Raw genomic sequence first — 17,109 nt, forward strand, 5'->3', positions numbered from 1 at the left:
TTGAAGACTTCAATTTGATATATGGTTACCCACAAATGATGGCTCGCCATTTATATGAGAGTGAAATAACAAAGGGCTGAATATCAGCCCTTTTAGTGTATTTCTGCCTACCTACTGACAAATTCAGACTTCCAGATACCCCATAATCCCTTCGGCTGCTTTACGGCCTTCGGCAATAGCGGTGACCACCAAGTCTGAGCCTCGGACAATATCGCCGCCGGCAAAGATTTTTGGGTTGCTGGTCTGGAAGGCGTTATCGGCGCTTTCTGGCGCGACTACACGCCCCTGTTTATCCAGATTGACAGCGTGAGCGGCTAACCATTCCATATTATGTGGACGGAAACCGAAGGCAGTCACCACCGCATCGGCATCCAAAATGTGCTCAGAACCGGCAATATGTTCAGCCTGACGGCGGCCTTGCGCATCCGGTGCACCCAATTGGGTGCGAACCATTTTCACGCCGCAAACTTTACCCGCATCGTTTACTTCAATACTGAGCGGTTGCAGATTGAATTTGAATTCGACGCCTTCCTCACGAGCATTTTTTACTTCTCGTTTGGAACCCGGCATGTTCACTTCATCACGGCGATAGGCGCAGGTAACGTGCGTTGCGCCCTGACGGATTGAGGTGCGCACGCAGTCCATTGCGGTATCTCCTCCGCCCAGAACCACCACGCGTTTACCTTCCATATTCACGTAAGGTTCGTCCGAGGTTGCCGCGTAACCCATGAGTTGCTTGGTATTGGCAATCAGGAACGGCAGCGCATCGTAGACGCCAGCTGCCCCTTCGTTTTCTAATCCGCCGCGCATCGACTGATAAGTTCCCACGCCGAGGAATACCGCATCGTAATCGTTAAGCAGAGTTTCCATCGCCACGTCTTTGCCGATTTCGGTATTCAGTCGAAACTCAATGCCCATTTCGGAGAAGATCTTGCGCCGTTTGATCATCACTTCTTTTTCCAGCTTGAAGGCTGGAATACCAAAGGTCAGCAGACCGCCGATTTCAGGATGACGATCGAAAACTACCGCTTGTACGCCGTTGCGGGTCAACACATCAGCACAGGCTAGCCCGGCAGGACCTGCGCCGATGATAGCCACGCGCTTACCGGTTGGATGGACGTGTGACATATCCGGCTTCCAGCCCATTTCTATGGCTTTATCGCTGATATAACGTTCGATATTACCGATGGTCACCGCACCGAACTCGTCGTTTAGCGTACAGGAACCTTCGCATAGACGATCTTGCGGACAAACCCGCCCGCAGACTTCCGGGAGACTATTGGTCTGATGTGCCAAATCCGCGGCTTCCATAATGCGTCCTTCGTTGGCCAGTTTCAGCCAATTTGGGATGTAGTTATGTACCGGACATTTCCATTCACAGTAAGGATTACCGCAGGATAAGCAGCGGTCTGCCTGTGCTTTTGCCTGGGTTTCCGAGAACGGTTCGTAAATCTCTACAAATTCTATTTTACGGATCTTCAGCGGTTTTTTCGGCGGATCAACGCGCTGTAAGTCGATAAATTGATAAACATTCTGACTCATTTTAACCCCTTACTGCGCTTGAACCCGCAGCTCAGCTGCGGAACGGCTACGGTGGCCCAGCAGTGCTTTCACATCGCTGGATTTTGGTTTCACCAAGGCGAATTTACTAACCCAATCCGGCCAGTTAGCCAGGATTTCCTCGCCACGGCTGGACCCGGTCAACTGAACGTGTTCAGTGATTAGCCCGCGCAGATGTTCCTCATGGATAGCCAGTTCATCGACATCCAATACTTCTACCAACTCAGGGTTAACGCGTTTACGGAACTCGCCGTCTTCGTCCAATACATAGGCGAATCCACCGGTCATACCGGCACCGAAGTTGATACCGGTGCGACCGAGCACGCAGACGATGCCGCCGGTCATATATTCACAGCCGTTATCGCCGATACCTTCAACTACGGTGATAGCGCCGGAGTTGCGCACGGCGAAACGTTCACCAGCGCGACCTGCGGCGAAGAGCTTACCGCCGGTTGCGCCATACAGACAGGTATTACCGACAATGCTGGCTTCATGGCTACGGAAAGCCGAGCCTACCGGAGGACGAACCGCAATGCGACCGCCGGCCATGCCTTTGCCGACGTAGTCGTTGGCATCACCGGTTAGCGTTAATTCAACGCCGCCGGCATTCCATACGCCAAAGCTCTGCCCGGCGGTACCGGAGAAATGCGCTTTGATCGGATCGGTCGCCAGCCCTTGATCTCCATGCTTCGCGGCGATCGCCCCTGACAGTGCGGCACCAACCGAGCGATCGGTGTTGCGAATATCAAAGTAGAAAGTTTTGCTTTGTTTGGCTTCAATATGCGGTTCAGCCTGTTCCAGCAACGCTTTGTTCAGTGAGCCTTTATCGAACGGGGGATTGTTTTCGGTACAGTACAGCGCTTTGCCTGGATGCGGTTTGGCTGTGGCCAGCAAGGATGACAAGTCCAGCTTGTTCTGCTTGGCGGAAATGCCATCCAACTCGATCAACATATCGGTACGACCAATCAAATCAACCAGTTGGCTTACGCCCAGTTCGGCCATGATCTGGCGAGTTTCTCTGGCGATAAACTGGAAGTAATTGACTACGCGCTCCGGCAGGCCGTGGTAGTGATCGCGACGCAGTTTTTCGTCCTGAGTTGCTACACCGGTGGCGCAGTTATTCAGATGACAAATACGTAGGTATTTACAGCCTAAAGCCACCATAGGCCCCGTGCCGAAACCGAAGCTTTCTGCACCCAGAATCGCGGCTTTGACAATATCAACGCCGGTCTTCAGGCCGCCGTCCACCTGTAAACGGATTTTATGACGCAGACCGTTAGCAACCAGTGCCTGTTGCGTTTCCACCAGACCCAGTTCCCACGGGCAACCGGCGTACTTCACTGATGAAAGCGGGCTGGCACCAGTGCCGCCGTCGTAACCGGCGATGGTAATTAAATCGGCATAGGCTTTGGCCACGCCGGTGGCGATAGTGCCGACTCCCGGCTCGGAAACCAGTTTCACCGAAATCATTGCCTTCGGATTGACCTGTTTCAAATCGAAAATCAGCTGTGCTAAATCTTCGATGGAGTAAATATCGTGGTGCGGCGGTGGCGAAATGAGCGTCACACCGGGTACGGAATAGCGCAGTTTAGCGATGTAGGGCGTAACTTTATCACCCGGTAACTGGCCGCCTTCGCCCGGTTTTGCCCCTTGGGCTACTTTGATCTGAATAACATCGGCGTTAACCAGATAGGCCGGAGTGACACCAAAACGACCAGATGCTACCTGTTTGATTCGCGAGACTTTGTTGGTGCCATAGCGCACCGGATCTTCGCCACCTTCACCGGAGTTGGAGAATCCACCCAAACTATTCATAGCGATAGCCAATGATTCGTGGGCTTCCGGACTGAGCGCGCCGATAGACATTGCCGCCGTATCGAAACGGGTAAAGAGAGATTCTGCTGGTTCCACTTGATCTACTGGGATCGGCGTACCTTGCGGCTTGATTGCCAAGAGATCGCGCAGCGTAGCCACTGGACGTTCGTTAACCAGTTTTGAGTAAGCTTCGTAATCGCTGTATTCACCGCTGTGAACGGCTTTCTGCAACGTATTGACCACATCCGGGTTATACGCGTGGTATTCGCCATTATGGACAAATTTGAGTAAACCGCCTTGATCCAACGGCTTACGCTTCAGCCAGGCTCGTTTGGAGAGATTTTGCAGATCTTGCTGGAAATCGCTGAAGTTAGCGCCTCCGATACGGCTAACCACACCCTGGAAACACAGTTCAGACAGCTCTTTGTGCAGGCCTACGGCTTCAAACAACTTGGCGCAGCGATAAGACGCAATCGTCGAGATGCCCATTTTGGACATGATCTTATACAAGCCTTTGTTGATACCGTTGCGATAGTTGAGCATCACATCGCGGTACTTTTTATCTATAGCCTGTGTGTCGACCAATTTAGCCAATGATTCATAAGCTAAATAAGGATAGATAGCGGTAGCACCAAAGCCGAGTAATACGGCGAAGTGATGCGGATCGCGGGCGCTGGCGGTTTCAACAATGATGTTGGCATCGCAGCGCAGGTTTTTTTCTACTAATCGAGTCTGAATCGCACCCACGGCCATTGGTGCGGGCACCGGTAGACGGGTTTGGGAAATCGAGCGGTCGGAGAGCACCAGCATTACGGCACCATCGCGAACTTTACGCTCGGCTTCGTCGCACAGTGATAAAACGCGCTGTTGCAGATCTTGCTGGCTCGGATCAAACGTCAGATCCAGCCGATCGGCGCGATAATACTCGCCTTCCAGCGTAGTGAGCTGCTGGAAATCCGAATACAGCAAAATCGGGGATTTAAAGCTCAAACGGTGCGCCTGACCTTCGGCCTCGCAGAATACGTTCATTTCACGGCCGATACTGGTCGCCAGTGACATCACGTGAGCTTCTCGCAGCGGATCGATAGGCGGGTTGGTAACCTGCGCAAACTGCTGGCGGAAATAGTCATAAATAATGCGCGGGCCGCTGGAAAGCACGGCAAATGGGGTGTCATCGCCCATTGAGCCTGTCGCTTCCTGACCGTTTTCACCCAATACGCGGATGATTTGATCCAGTTCTTCGTTGGTATAACCGAATTGCTTTTGATAGGTTTCGAGCTGAGTATCATCCAGCTCGCGGCTTCCGACCTGATCTTCCGGCAGGTCCTCAAATGGCACCAGGCGCTTAACGTTTTTTTCCATCCATTCTTTGTACGGATGGCGGCTTTTCAGATCGTTATCGGTTTCGGCTGAATGCAGGATCTTGCCGCTGCGAGTGTCGATCACCATCAGTTCGCCGGGGCCAACGCGGCCTTTCTCTACCACTTCATCGGGCTGGTAATCCCAGATCCCTACTTCGGAAGCGCAGGTAATCAGCTTGTCTTTGGTAATCACGTAGCGCGCCGGACGTAGACCGTTACGGTCGAGGTTACAGGCGGCGTAGCGCCCGTCAGACATCACGATACCCGCTGGGCCATCCCACGGCTCCATATGCATGGAGTTAAAGTCGAAGAAGGCACGCAGGTCGGTATCCATATCCGGGTTATTCTGCCAAGCCGGTGGTACCAGCAAACGCATAGCGCGGATCAGATCCATCCCGCCGCTGAGGAACAATTCCAGCATATTATCCAGCGAGCTGGAGTCTGAACCGGTTTCGTTGACGAAAGGCGCTGCGTCCTGCAAATCGGGAATCAGCGGTGTTTTAAATTTATAGGCACGAGCGCGCGCCCACTGACGGTTACCGGCAATAGTATTGATTTCACCGTTGTGCGCCAGATAGCGGAACGGCTGAGCCAGCGGCCAGCGCGGCACGGTATTAGTGGAAAAACGCTGATGGAACAGGCAAATGGCCGATTCGAGGCGTAAATCTGCCAGATCCAGATAAAAACGTGGCAGATCCGCAGGCATACACAGGCCTTTATAGATCGTCACCAGATTGGAGAAGCTACAAACGTAGAAATCTAAATCTGAGATGCGTTTTTCGATACGGCGACGCGCGACAAACAGGCGGCGCTCCATATCGCGCGGGCGCCATCCGGCCGGAGCGTTAACAAAAATCTGTTCGATACGCGGCAGAGAGGAAAGGGCGATTTCACCAAGAACATCAGGGTTGGTCGGCACTTCGCGCCAGCCCACCACGGAAAGGGTTTCGTTTTGTAGCTCTTCTTCAACGATGCGGCGGCTTGCGTTAGCCAGTTCATCGTTTTGGCTAAGGAATATCATGCCAACGGCGTAATTTTTTGCCAAACGCCAGCCGCGCTCTTCGGCGACCATGCGGAAAAAACGATCCGGTTTTTGTAAGAGTAAACCGCAGCCATCGCCAGTTTTACCATCAGCGAGAATAGCACCACGGTGTTGCATACGGGCCAGCGCGTGTATTGCAGTACGCACGACCTTGTGGCTTGGTTCGCCTTCTATGTGGGCGATGAGACCAAAACCGCAATTGTCCTTCTCTTGGGATTTATCGTACAACATATCAGTGAACCTCCCCAGGCTCTGCGTGACTCTCACAACCGACTGCGAGGGACAATTCACGGTGACGGGTGGGCTGACAGGCGCGCCTGGCGCGGCAAATCTGCTTTTCCGCCCTCCGTCAATGACCTCTCGTGATGGTCTCACAAGTGGTATATGACTTGTTTTAAGAGGGAGTCTTAAATAACTGCATAATTATGACTAGACGTTTGCCCGTCTAGAAAGCTTCCAGCGGACTTCCAACTTAGCGAGAAAGAATACCGAGGTCAAATATAGGCCTAAGATATATCCAGATCACAAAAAATGATTTATCTATATGATATTAAAAATAATTTATGCATTTTTGACCCGGTGAAAGAGTCGTTGATGGGCAGTAGAAGTGTGAGCTGTCTCACTATAGTGCAATCGTCAAATCTCTGCACCATGCTAGTGCTGGTGGGGATGTCAGAGTGATATTCTGTGATTTAATGATTTTGTGACATTTAAAACTATTTTTCATCAATTTGTAATAGATGCGGTAAGGTGTTTGCCGAGATTAGAAAAATTAATCGGTAGCTAAATGATTTTATTTGCATTTATAGTGAATGGTTATGCGAAGTTGCACCCGAGGGAGTGGGAGTTGATCTCTGTCATCGCACGGAACACCCTGACCAGTTAGGCTAAGCGACTTTTACGACAGGCATCCTCCAGATTATGCAGTTGCAGCAATTAGTCAATATGTTTGGTGCGGATTTACAGCGCCGCTATGGTGAAAAAATCCATAAACTCACGCTCCACGGCGGTTTTAGCTGCCCGAATAGGGACGGTACTCTGGGGCGTGGTGGTTGCACATTTTGCCAGGTGGCTTCGTTTGCTGACGAACAAATGCAGCTACGAACCATTAGCGAGCAACTGGAAGCGCAGGCGAAGAAAGTTAACCGAGCTAATCGCTATCTGGCTTATTTTCAGGCTTATACCAGCACTTATGCCGAAGTTAATGCGTTGGCAGCCATGTACCAACAGGCTTTAGCCGAAGCGGATATCGTTGGCGTTTGTGTGGGAACCCGGCCAGACTGCGTACCGGATGCGGTATTAGACCTGCTGAGTGGTTATCATCGGCAAGGTTACGAAGTCTGGCTGGAGCTGGGGCTACAAACTGCCAATGATAAAACCCTCAAACGTATTAACCGAGGCCATGATTTCGCCAGCTACCAACAAACGGCTCGCCGTGCCAGCGCGCGCGGTCTGAAAGTGTGTTGCCATTTGATCGTTGGCTTGCCCGGCGAAAATCAAGCGCAATGCCTGCAAACTCTGCAACAAGTTGTGGATACCGGCGTGGATGGACTAAAACTGCATCCGCTTCATATCGTGGAAGGCAGCACTATGGCTAAAGCCTGGCGAGCAGGGCGTTTGCCGGAACTGGCTCTGGAAGACTATGTGGTTACCGCCGGAGAAATGATTCGTCATACACCCGCCGATATTGTCTATCACCGAATTTCCGCCAGTGCTCGTCGCCCAACCCTGTTGGCTCCGCTGTGGTGCGAAAATCGCTGGACCGGTATGGTGGAGTTGAATCGGTATATGTTAGCCCACGGAGGCCAAGCCTCCGCTTTGTAGGTGATCGGCTACAAGGCGTTTGTCACCTGAACTTGGGTTGTGCTCGGCCTCCTCGCGTACTGCTACCTCCTCGCGTGCTACTGGGTGTAAATCCGGGGCACTGCGCGCAGGCGTACTCAGTTTGACTGTCGCTCGAACGCCCTAAGCCTTGGGAGATAGGCTTAGGGCGTCGCCATTTTGGGCTGACGCAGTGATCAAAATCCGCACCTGGTTTGTGCAGGCTCCGCTTCTTGCGTGCTGTGTGCACCCCAACTCGGCTACAGCGCATCGCCCATTATTTTTGGCGTGTCTGCGGGCCATCGCCATTCTCAACTTTCGCAATTTCCCGTTGATTTGCAGTCTTTTCCACACTTCTTGGCAACCCGCCTTATCTATTTCTGGTTTTGCGGTATGATTTATCGCATGAAGTTTGACGGGAGTGGTTATGAAGCAAATCAGGGTATTAGCCCAGTATTACGTTGATTTAATGGTGAAGTTAGGGCTGGTGCGCTTCTCGCTGCTGCTGGCTTCGGTGCTGGTAATACTGGCGATGGTGGTGCAAATGGCCGTCACTTTGGTATTACGCGGCTCGGTCGAAAGCATCGATTTTGTTCGCTCCATCTTTTTCGGCCTGTTAATCACGCCGTGGGCGGTTTACTTCCTGTCAGTGGTGGTGGAACAGCTGGAGGAATCCCGTCAGCGACTATCCAGACTGGTAGATAAGCTGGAAATCATGCGTTATCGCGATCGGGAACTGAATCAGCAATTGCAGGAAAATATCTCGCAGCTAAATCTGGAAATTATCGAACGCGAGAAAGCGGAGAAAGCCCATCTACAGGTTGTGGATAAACTGAAAGAGGAAATGGGGCACCGTGAGCAGGCGCAGGTGGAATTAGGGCAACAATCCGCCCTATTACGTTCCTTCCTCGATGCATCCCCCGATTTGGTCTACTACCGTAACGAAGATAATGAATTTTCCGGCTGTAACCGCGCGATGGAGTTGCTGACCGGTAAAAGTGAGAAACAGCTGGTCGGCTTGACGCCACAGGAAGTTTACGCGCCAGATATTGCCGAAAAAGTAATGGAAACCGATGAAAAAGTCTTCCGCCACAACGTTTCTCTGACCTACGAACAGTGGCTGGTGTACCCCGATGGGCGTAAGGCCTGTTTTGAACTGCGTAAAGTACCGTTTTACGATCGCGTGGGTAAACGGCATGGTCTGATGGGCTTTGGCCGCGATATAACCGAGCGTAAGCGCTACCAAGACGCGCTGGAGAACGCCAGCAGGGATAAGACCACTTTCATCTCAACAATCAGCCATGAGCTGCGTACGCCGCTTAATGGCATCGTCGGCCTAAGTCGTATCTTGCTGGATACCGATTTAAACGATGAACAGCTGAAATACCTCAAAACCATTCATGTTAGTGCCATCACTCTGGGCAATATATTCAACGATATTATCGAAATGGATAAGTTGGAACGGCGCAAAGTGCAGTTGGACAACCAACCGATCGACTTTACCGGTTTTATGACCGATCTGGAAAACCTGTCCGGTTTGCTGGTTCAGCCTAAAGGTCTGAAATTCCTGATGGAACCTCAGGGTTCATTACCAGAGAAAATCATCACCGACGGCACTCGCCTACGCCAGATTTTGTGGAATCTGATTGGTAATGCGGTGAAATTCACTCAGGAAGGGCAGATAGTTGTGCGTATCCGACGAGAAAATCCTGACCGACTGATCTTCGAAGTGGAAGATTCCGGCATGGGAATTCCGCAGGATGAACAAGACAAAATCTTCGCTATGTATTATCAGGTGAAAGACAGCAACGGCGGGCGTCCGGCTACCGGAACCGGAATCGGGCTGGCGGTGTCCAAACGGCTGGCGCAGAGCATGGGCGGCGATATCACCGTGAAAAGCACTCAGGGCATCGGTTCCTGCTTTACGCTGTCTATCAAGGCGCCTGCGGTGCAGGATGAGGCGGCTAGCGTGTTGTCTGATGAAGATATGCCGCTGCCAGCACTGCACGTGCTGCTGGTGGAGGATATCGAACTCAACGTGATTGTGGCGCGCTCGGTGTTGGAAAAATTGGGTAACAGCGTTGAGGTGGCGATGAATGGCCAGGATGCGTTGGATATGTTTAATCCGGATGACTTTGATTTAGTGTTATTGGATATTCAGCTCCCGGATATGACAGGGCTGGATATTGCTCGCAAAATTCGCGCGGATTATGGCCATTGCCACTTGCCGCCGCTGGTGGCGCTTACGGCTAACGTTCTAAAAGATAAAAAAGAATATCTTGATGCTGGAATGGATGACGTGCTGAGCAAGCCGCTGTCTGTCCCGGCTTTAACGGCAATGATCAAGCAGCTCTGGGATCATCAGCCTTCCCACTCCACAAAAAAACAGGAACATAAACCGATGCAAACTAATGAATCGTTACTCGATACCGTGATGTTGGAGCAATACATCGATTTGGTGGGACCACAGCTGATTCATCAGAGTTTGGAAATGTTCGAGCAGATGATGCCGGGTTATCTGGCGGTGTTGGATTCCAATATGACCGCTCGTGACCAAAAAGGTATTGCCGAAGAAGCGCATAAAATTAAAGGGGCGGCAGGTTCGGTAGGTTTACGGCATTTGCAGCAACTGGCACAGCAGATTCAAACGCCTTCATTGCCAGCATGGTGGGATAACGTTCAGGATTGGATTGATGAGCTGAAACTGGAATGGCGTAACGATGTTCAGGTACTGCGTGAGTGGACTGCGGAAGCTGAAAAAAAATAACCCCGACCGAGGCCGGGGTGCGCGAATACTGCGCCAACACCAGGGAAAACGTGAACCTGCGTATTGATTTCTGTGTGTGTCCGCAGGTTTTATGGATTCGTTGATACATCATACAAGCAACAACATAGCAAATGTAAGCGCTCTTGTTACAAGATTCATTAAAATATGTGATAGAGATTGTTGTTTGTCACTAGAACAGGTTAGCGATTGACAGCGAAACAAAAGGAGGATTGTGATGAAAAGAGTCGGTGTAGTGTTGAGTGGTTGCGGTGTTTTCGATGGCGCAGAGATACATGAGTCCGTCTTAACATTGCTGGCTTTGGATCGCGCCGGAGCCGAGGCAGTATGCTTTGCGCCGGACAAGACGCAACTCCATGTTATTAATCATTTATCTGGTGAAATTACCGACGAAAATCGTAACGTGTTAGTCGAGTCTGCGCGTATTGCGAGAGGTAAGATTCAGCCACTTTCTGCCGCCGATTCGGCGCAGTTAGACGCGTTAATTGTACCCGGCGGATTCGGTGCGGCGAAGAATCTGAGTCGCTTCGCAACCGAAGGAACGGCGTGTTCTGTAGACGAAGATTTATATAAGCTTACTCAAACAATGCATAAGTCTGGCAAACCAATTGGATTTATGTGTATTGCCCCAGCGATGTTACCAAAGCTGTTGGGAGAGCGAATTCGCCTGACTATTGGTAATGATATCGATACCGCCGATGCTATTGAGGCCATGGGGGGAGAACATATCGTTTGCCCGGTGGAAGATGTCGTGGTGGATGCGGAGCATAAAGTCGTTACCACGCCCGCCTATATGCTGGCCGGTTCTATCTCAGAAGCAGCCGTCGGTATCAACAAACTGGTGAGTAAGGTGCTGGGCTTAATCGAATGAAATTGGGGAAATACGGGATAGGATGGATCTGGCGTGGTCTAAAGCGTGGCATTTTGGCGCTGTTGGGCTTTTGGCTGGCCGCTATTTTGATTTTTGCCTTCCTGCCCGTGCCCTTCTCCATGGTGATGGTCGAAAGGCAGCTCGGAGCTTGGTTTTCCGGCGATTTTTCTTACGTGGCGCATTCGGACTGGGTGCCTATGAGCGAAATTTCCCCTTACATGGCTTTGGCCGTGATGGCGGCGGAAGATCAGAAATTCCCTGACCATTGGGGATTTGACATGGGGGCCATTGAATCGGCTCTGGCGCACAATCAGCGCAATCAAAAACGCATCCGAGGCGCATCGACGTTATCGCAGCAAACGGCGAAAAACCTGTTTCTGTGGGATGGCCGCAGTTGGGTGCGTAAAGGGTTGGAAGCTGGATTGACGGCCGGGATTGAGCTGGTGTGGACCAAAAGGCGCACTTTGACGGTTTATCTGAATATTGTGGAGTTTGGCGACGGTATTTTCGGCGTTGAGGCCGCGGCGCAGCGTTTCTTCCATAAGCCTGCTAGCCGGTTAAGCGCTTCTGAAGCGGCTATGCTGGCGGCAGTGTTGCCGAATCCACATCGCTTTAAGGCAAATGCACCCTCAGGCTATGTAATTAGCCGCCAACAGTGGATCTTACGCCAAATGCGTCAGCTGGGCGGCAAAACTTTCCTACAGGAAAATGCGCTGTAAAACGGCCGCTAGGTTGAGTTGGCAGAAACAAAAAGGGCTTAGTATCAACTAAGCCCTTTTGCTTTTAAGTGAGTAAATTACTGAACGTAGGTAAAGGCGGTGGTGACGTGTTTTACGCCGCCAACTTTACTGGCGATCTGCGCGGCAGATTGTCCTTCTTGCTGCGTAACCAGGCCGAGTAGGAACACTTCGCCATTTTCGGTGGTGACTTTGACGTTAGAAGATTTAACCGAATCACTGGTGAGTATTTGCGAACGAACCTTAGTGGTAATCCAGGTATCTGATGAAGCGGTGCCCAGATCGACCGGTTTGCCCAGACGAATCTCGTTGTACACTTCACTGGTGCCTTCAACGCCAGCGGCTATTTGCTTGGCTCGGGTTGCCAGTTCGGTCGTCGGTGCTTGCCCGGTTAGCAGTACTTTGCCTTGGTAAGCCGTAGCGACGACGCGGGCTTCTTTTTTCAGTTGCTGGTCTTTGCTCAATGCGTTGGTCACTCGGGCTTCTAGTGTGCCGTCGTCAACTTGAGTACCGACGCTGCGAGGGTCAGTTGCGGATTTGGTCGCCACGGCGGCGCTGCCAACTACGACGGCACCAACACAGCCTTGTAATAGCAATGCGCTAAACAGCACGGCAAAAAATGGGAAACTAACCTTCATTTATGCTCCTTTAATCGTCCTGATGAGGGAATAGGGTGTTATCAATCAGATCACACAAACAATTCACTGTAAGCATGTGCATTTCCTGCACCCGAGCGCTGCGGTGAGAAGGAATGCGAATTTCAACATCCTGCTGGCCTAACAGACCTGCCAGTTCACCACCGTCGTAACCCGTAAGCGCGACAATCGTCATATCGCGGGTTACGGCTGCTTCAACTGCTTTCACAATATCACGGCTGTTACCACGAGTGGAAATTGCCAGCAGAACGTCTCCGGCCTGGCCTAAAGCACGCACTTGCTTGGCGTAAACCTCTTCATGCAAACGGTCATTGGCAATCGCGGTCAACACCACATTATCGGCATTTAGTGCGATAGCTGGCAGGCTTGGCCGTTCGGTTTCGAATCGGTTGATCATACTGGCGGCGAAATGCTGGGCGTTTGCCGCCGAGGTTCCATTGCCGCAGCAAAGAATCTTGTTACCATTCAGTAGTGATTGAACCAGCATCATCGCCGCTCGTGATATCGCGTCAGGTAAGGCTTCCGCCGCAGCAATCTGGGTTTGAATACTCTCGGTAAAACAGACTTTGATTCTATCCAGCACGTTGATTTAACCCACTCAGTAAAATGAATTGCCCGGCTTTGGCCGGAGAAAAATGATCAATCCGTATTGAAAGCATTAGGCAACCATTCTAACTGGTTACCGGTAATCGCAAAAACATCAAAACGGCAAGATGATGTGTCAAAACTGGCTCCGCGCTGCGCCAGCCAAACCGCTGCAGCACGTAATAACCTTTGCTGTTTGGTATGAGTCACGCTGGCAGCGGCGCCGCCAAAGATCGCATTCCGACGAAAACGCACCTCGACAAATACCCAAGTCGCACCGTCGCGCATAATAAGATCTATCTCGCCGCCGCGAACGCTCACATTGGCAGAATGAAAGACCAGACCGGCTTGTTCCAGATGGCGGCGAGCCAGCCGTTCATAATTTGCGCCAATATCCCTTTGGCTCATGTTTTAATCCATTATTTTCGCCCCCGTTCGGAAACGGGGCGCTAAAGTCAGGCTGAAAACGCCGGTTATTGCGCCGGAACAACCATTCCCTGGCGGTATAGCAACCAGGGCAGTTTACGGTTAACCACGCAGTTTGATGATGCGGTCAGTTCACCGGTAGAGCCTGATACCTTAAAGCCTGGAATCTGGCGCATTTCAGCAAAGTGGTTAGACAACGTCCAAGCATCCATCCCCATGGCATACAAACGAACCAGCGAATAGTCGTTAGCAAACTTGGAGGAAGCCTGCTGCATCAACGCAGGGTTGGCGCCGGCCATCAGCGGAATATCGCTGAACTGAACGCCTTCCATTTCCAGACGGTAATCCGGGCCTGCACCGGCCTGATAACTGCGCGAGCTGGCGTACAGCGATGGTTTGCTGCGAGTGGTGGTCGCCATATCGATCATAGGTTTAATCAGCGTCAGCTCGTCCGGCGTTGCCACGATATATACGGCATCCACGTTCCCGCCTGCGGAAGTAGAAATCACCGGCGCGTCAACCGGCGGTGCCGGGATAGTCAAACCGGCGATAGTCACTGATTGCGGAGCCGCTGTCGGTGTAACAGAAATTGGTTGGCCGGTCAGACGAATACCCGCGCCGCTGTTGATGGACTGCTTCAACTCTGCGGTGGAACCAAAGCTCTGCTGTAGTACGGTCTGGCCGCCTTGCTTCTGCCATTCTTCAGCAAAGGCTTTGGCGATACGATCGCCAAAAGCACCGCGAGGGGTTAGCAACAGCGGCATTTGCTTTTGCTGTTGCCATAAATGATGGGCGGCATCGCGCGCTTCATCTTCCGGCGACAGAGCGAAGTAACAGATATTTGGGCTGTCTTTGGCGGTTTCTGGCTGATTTAGCGCCAGAATATTCAGCGTGGTCGGCGTGGCGGTTAATTGCTCAACGTCTGGTTTCAGCAACGGGCCGACAACCAGCGTGGCACCATCTTGCTGTGCCTGAGCTAGCAGCGCAGCGATTGGCTGAGAAGTGGTGTCATAGACTTTAACCTGTGCATTGCTGGCAGCGACAGGTGCGGCAACTGGAGCCGGGGCTTCCGGCGTTGCGGCGGCCTCACCGTCCACTGGCGCGCTTGCGTCAATGGTCGGTTCTGCGGTTGGTGCAGGTGCTGGCAGGCCGCTTTGAGCCGCCATAAAACCTTGCTGAATAGCTTCGCCAAATACTTTTGCCTGACCGCTTAATGGCAGCAGCAGCGCAATTTTAGCGGTGGACGCCTGAGTGAAGTTCACAATCTGAGTTAGCTGCGCAGGCAATGATTTCGCCGCCGGATTTTGCGGATAGCGAGTTTGCCAGTCTTTGATCGCCGCTTTCAATAAATCAGGGTTCTGTCGGTTATCCTGATATACGTGCAACAGATCCAGCCAGCCTTGCAGGACATTTTCATTGGCATTGATCACCAGCGTATTCAAATCCTGAGGCGTCAGTTGCGCCAGCGCCAGCCAAGTGGCATCGATGTTATCCTGATGAGCCTTATCTTTAAGCAGTGGTTCCTGAGCGATATAGGCGCGAATCAGCGGCAGAGTCGGTTTACCCTGACTGGCGCCGATCAGCGCCTGATAATAGCGAACCTGCTGATTTGCCGATAATGTGCTGGCGTCTAATTTAGCCAGTATTGCAGCGGCGGCAGGTGCATTTTTCTGTGCAACCAATAACTCGGCGGCCAGCAATTGTTGTTCCTGACGCTGAGTGTCGCTCATTTTTTCAGGCAATGTATTCAGTTGCTCACTGGCTTGCGGCAGCTTCCCTTCACGTAGCAGGGCACGAATGGCGAGTAATTGCCAGTCAGCCTTGTTATCATCACTACTTTGCTGCAATTGTTGCAGGTAATAATCAGAGTTCGCGCTTGCTTCGTCCTGTATATTTGACGGCGGCGGAGTCTGTGGGGCCAGGCCAGAACAGCCAGCCAAGACAAGAGCGGCCAGAACAGCAGGAATGAAAATTCCTGCTTTGGTACGAACGGATGTTGAGGAAAGCATACTGTATCCAGTGATGTTTTTTTCAAGATGCTCAATATTAAATCGGTAATCCGGATGAAACAATGAATCAACACGATCGAGCAGTGATTTCTGCATCTACGCTTTACGTGGTACCCACCCCCATCGGTAACTTAGGGGACATCACCCACCGGGCGTTAGAGGTACTGAAAAGCGTTGATTTGATTGCGGCAGAAGATACGCGCCACACGGGTTTGCTGTTGCAACACTTTGCTATCAACGCGCGCCTGTTTGCGCTTCATGACCATAACGAACAACAAAAAGCTGACCAACTGCTGGCGAAGCTACAGGAAGGCCAAAGTATAGCTCTGGTTTCCGATGCGGGAACACCATTAATCAACGATCCCGGCTACCATTTGGTGCGCCGCTGTCGTGAAGCGGGTATTCGGGTCGTACCTTTGCCCGGAGCTTGCGCTGCTATAGCTGCGTTGTCAGCTGCGGGGATTGCTTCAGATCGTTTTTGCTACGAAGGCTTTTTGCCAGCAAAAACCAAAGGCCGTAAGGATACCTTGCAGGCGCTGATTGAGGAACCACGAACGCTTATTTTCTATGAATCGACCCATCGTCTCTTGGAAAGTTTGCAGGACATGGTGACGGTGCTCGGCCCACAACGCTACGTGGTTTTGGCGCGAGAGTTGACCAAAACCTGGGAGTCAATCCACGGTGCGCCAGTGGGCGAATTGCTGGCTTGGGTGCAGGAAGATGACATGCGCCGCCGGGGTGAAATGGTGCTGATTGTCGAAGGACACAAAGCGCTGGCTGACGATGCATTGCCGGCTGAGGTACTGCGCACTCTGGCATTACTGCAAAAAGAGCTTCCACTAAAGAAAGCTGCGGCGCTGGCGGCAGAAATCCACGGCGTGAAGAAAAATGCCTTATATCGCTATGCGCTCAACCAGCAGAGCGATGCGGAAGAGACAGAAGAAGACGCAGCGCAGTAATGTGCAAAGCCGGGCGCGATGTCCGGCTTTTATCAGGTTCTTTACCCATTATTTCCAACCGTGATGCCAGCCATGCCCAGGGTGATACCAGCCCCACGAATGGCCTTCATGATAGCGCCAAACATAGCCCGGCCCTGGCATTGGATATTCAGGAGCGACATAAACTATGCCCGGCGGTACCACAAATTCAGATTCGCGATAGCGAGCGGGTTCCACCACACAGCTACTGAGCAAAAAAATTGCGGCAAGTGGAGCAATGAACAGCGCGATACTTTTCATAGTACAGCTCCTAGAACGCTCGAGTGAAATGTTGGCCTGACAGTTCTAATTCTAGCTAATAAATTCTGCGTATTGTTTTGATCGAAAAGGTAATTTTTGTCAGCATCTTTACAATTATCTATGAGTTTGTTGAGCTGTAATAAAGTGAAAATAGGTCATTCACGCGGTATCGGAGGAAGAGAACATATCGCGCCATACATTGA

The 17,109-nt window shown here is 51.7% G+C and carries 12 protein-coding genes; 5 read left to right on the forward strand and 7 right to left on the reverse strand.

Annotated features, from left to right (window positions below; translation table 11 throughout):
* Positions 1–123: 123 nt before the first annotated feature.
* Together ACQ4OC_RS09200 and gltB are read right to left on the reverse strand one after the other, a co-directional pair.
* Entirely contained in the window at positions 124–1,542 is a 1,419-nt protein-coding gene (locus tag ACQ4OC_RS09200; protein ID WP_064515329.1) for a glutamate synthase small subunit, read from the reverse strand.
* Between the two features lie 9 nt (positions 1,543–1,551).
* A complete protein-coding gene (gene gltB / locus ACQ4OC_RS09205; RefSeq protein WP_064515327.1) occupies positions 1,552–6,009 on the reverse strand; it encodes a glutamate synthase large subunit in 4,458 nt (1,485 codons plus the stop codon).
* A 690-nt stretch (positions 6,010–6,699) separates the two neighbouring features.
* Between gltB and ACQ4OC_RS09210 the strand changes: the two genes are divergently transcribed.
* The 4 genes from ACQ4OC_RS09210 (at position 6,700) to mtgA (ending at position 11,974) form a co-directional block, all read left to right on the forward strand.
* Complete coding sequence (locus tag ACQ4OC_RS09210; protein ID WP_064515326.1) at positions 6,700–7,602, forward strand: TIGR01212 family radical SAM protein; 903 nt, start codon at positions 6,700–6,702, stop codon at positions 7,600–7,602.
* A 424-nt stretch (positions 7,603–8,026) separates the two neighbouring features.
* A complete protein-coding gene (arcB, locus tag ACQ4OC_RS09215) occupies positions 8,027–10,366 on the forward strand; it encodes an aerobic respiration two-component sensor histidine kinase ArcB (RefSeq protein ID WP_064515324.1) in 2,340 nt (779 codons plus the stop codon).
* Between the two features lie 235 nt (positions 10,367–10,601).
* Entirely contained in the window at positions 10,602–11,255 is a 654-nt protein-coding gene (gene elbB, locus ACQ4OC_RS09220) for an isoprenoid biosynthesis glyoxalase ElbB (protein WP_430971113.1), read from the forward strand.
* A complete protein-coding gene (gene mtgA / locus ACQ4OC_RS09225; RefSeq protein ID WP_064515320.1) occupies positions 11,252–11,974 on the forward strand; it encodes a monofunctional biosynthetic peptidoglycan transglycosylase in 723 nt (240 codons plus the stop codon). Before elbB ends, mtgA begins: the two co-directional genes overlap by 4 nt.
* Before the next feature lie 77 nt (positions 11,975–12,051).
* On the opposite strand, the gene dolP is transcribed toward mtgA, so the two are convergent.
* The 4 genes from dolP to ACQ4OC_RS09245 all read right to left on the reverse strand — a co-directional run bounded on the left by dolP (position 12,052) and on the right by ACQ4OC_RS09245 (position 15,668).
* The gene (gene dolP / locus ACQ4OC_RS09230; protein WP_049597858.1) at positions 12,052–12,630 is read right to left on the reverse strand and encodes a division/outer membrane stress-associated lipid-binding lipoprotein; all 579 of its coding nucleotides are present in this window, start codon (positions 12,628–12,630) and stop codon (positions 12,052–12,054) included.
* Between the two features lie 10 nt (positions 12,631–12,640).
* Complete coding sequence (diaA, locus tag ACQ4OC_RS09235) at positions 12,641–13,231, reverse strand: DnaA initiator-associating protein DiaA (protein ID WP_049597857.1); 591 nt, start codon at positions 13,229–13,231, stop codon at positions 12,641–12,643.
* Between the two features lie 56 nt (positions 13,232–13,287).
* Positions 13,288–13,641, reverse strand: a complete 354-nt coding sequence (locus ACQ4OC_RS09240) for a YraN family protein (RefSeq protein WP_430971114.1) — start codon at positions 13,639–13,641, stop codon at positions 13,288–13,290.
* Between the two features lie 65 nt (positions 13,642–13,706).
* A complete protein-coding gene (locus ACQ4OC_RS09245) occupies positions 13,707–15,668 on the reverse strand; it encodes a penicillin-binding protein activator (RefSeq protein ID WP_430971115.1) in 1,962 nt (653 codons plus the stop codon).
* A gap of 62 nt (positions 15,669–15,730) precedes the next feature.
* Between ACQ4OC_RS09245 and rsmI the strand changes: the two genes are divergently transcribed.
* A complete protein-coding gene (rsmI, locus tag ACQ4OC_RS09250) occupies positions 15,731–16,627 on the forward strand; it encodes a 16S rRNA (cytidine(1402)-2'-O)-methyltransferase (RefSeq protein ID WP_064515316.1) in 897 nt (298 codons plus the stop codon).
* Positions 16,628–16,675: 48 nt separating this feature from the next.
* Here rsmI and ACQ4OC_RS09255 read toward each other — a convergent pair whose 3' ends face one another.
* Entirely contained in the window at positions 16,676–16,906 is a 231-nt protein-coding gene (locus ACQ4OC_RS09255) for a hypothetical protein (protein ID WP_064515314.1), read from the reverse strand.
* Between the last annotated feature and the right edge of the window lie 203 nt (positions 16,907–17,109).

This window comes from Yersinia sp. J1, assembly GCF_050586585.1.
Classification (GTDB): domain Bacteria; phylum Pseudomonadota; class Gammaproteobacteria; order Enterobacterales; family Enterobacteriaceae; genus Yersinia; species Yersinia entomophaga.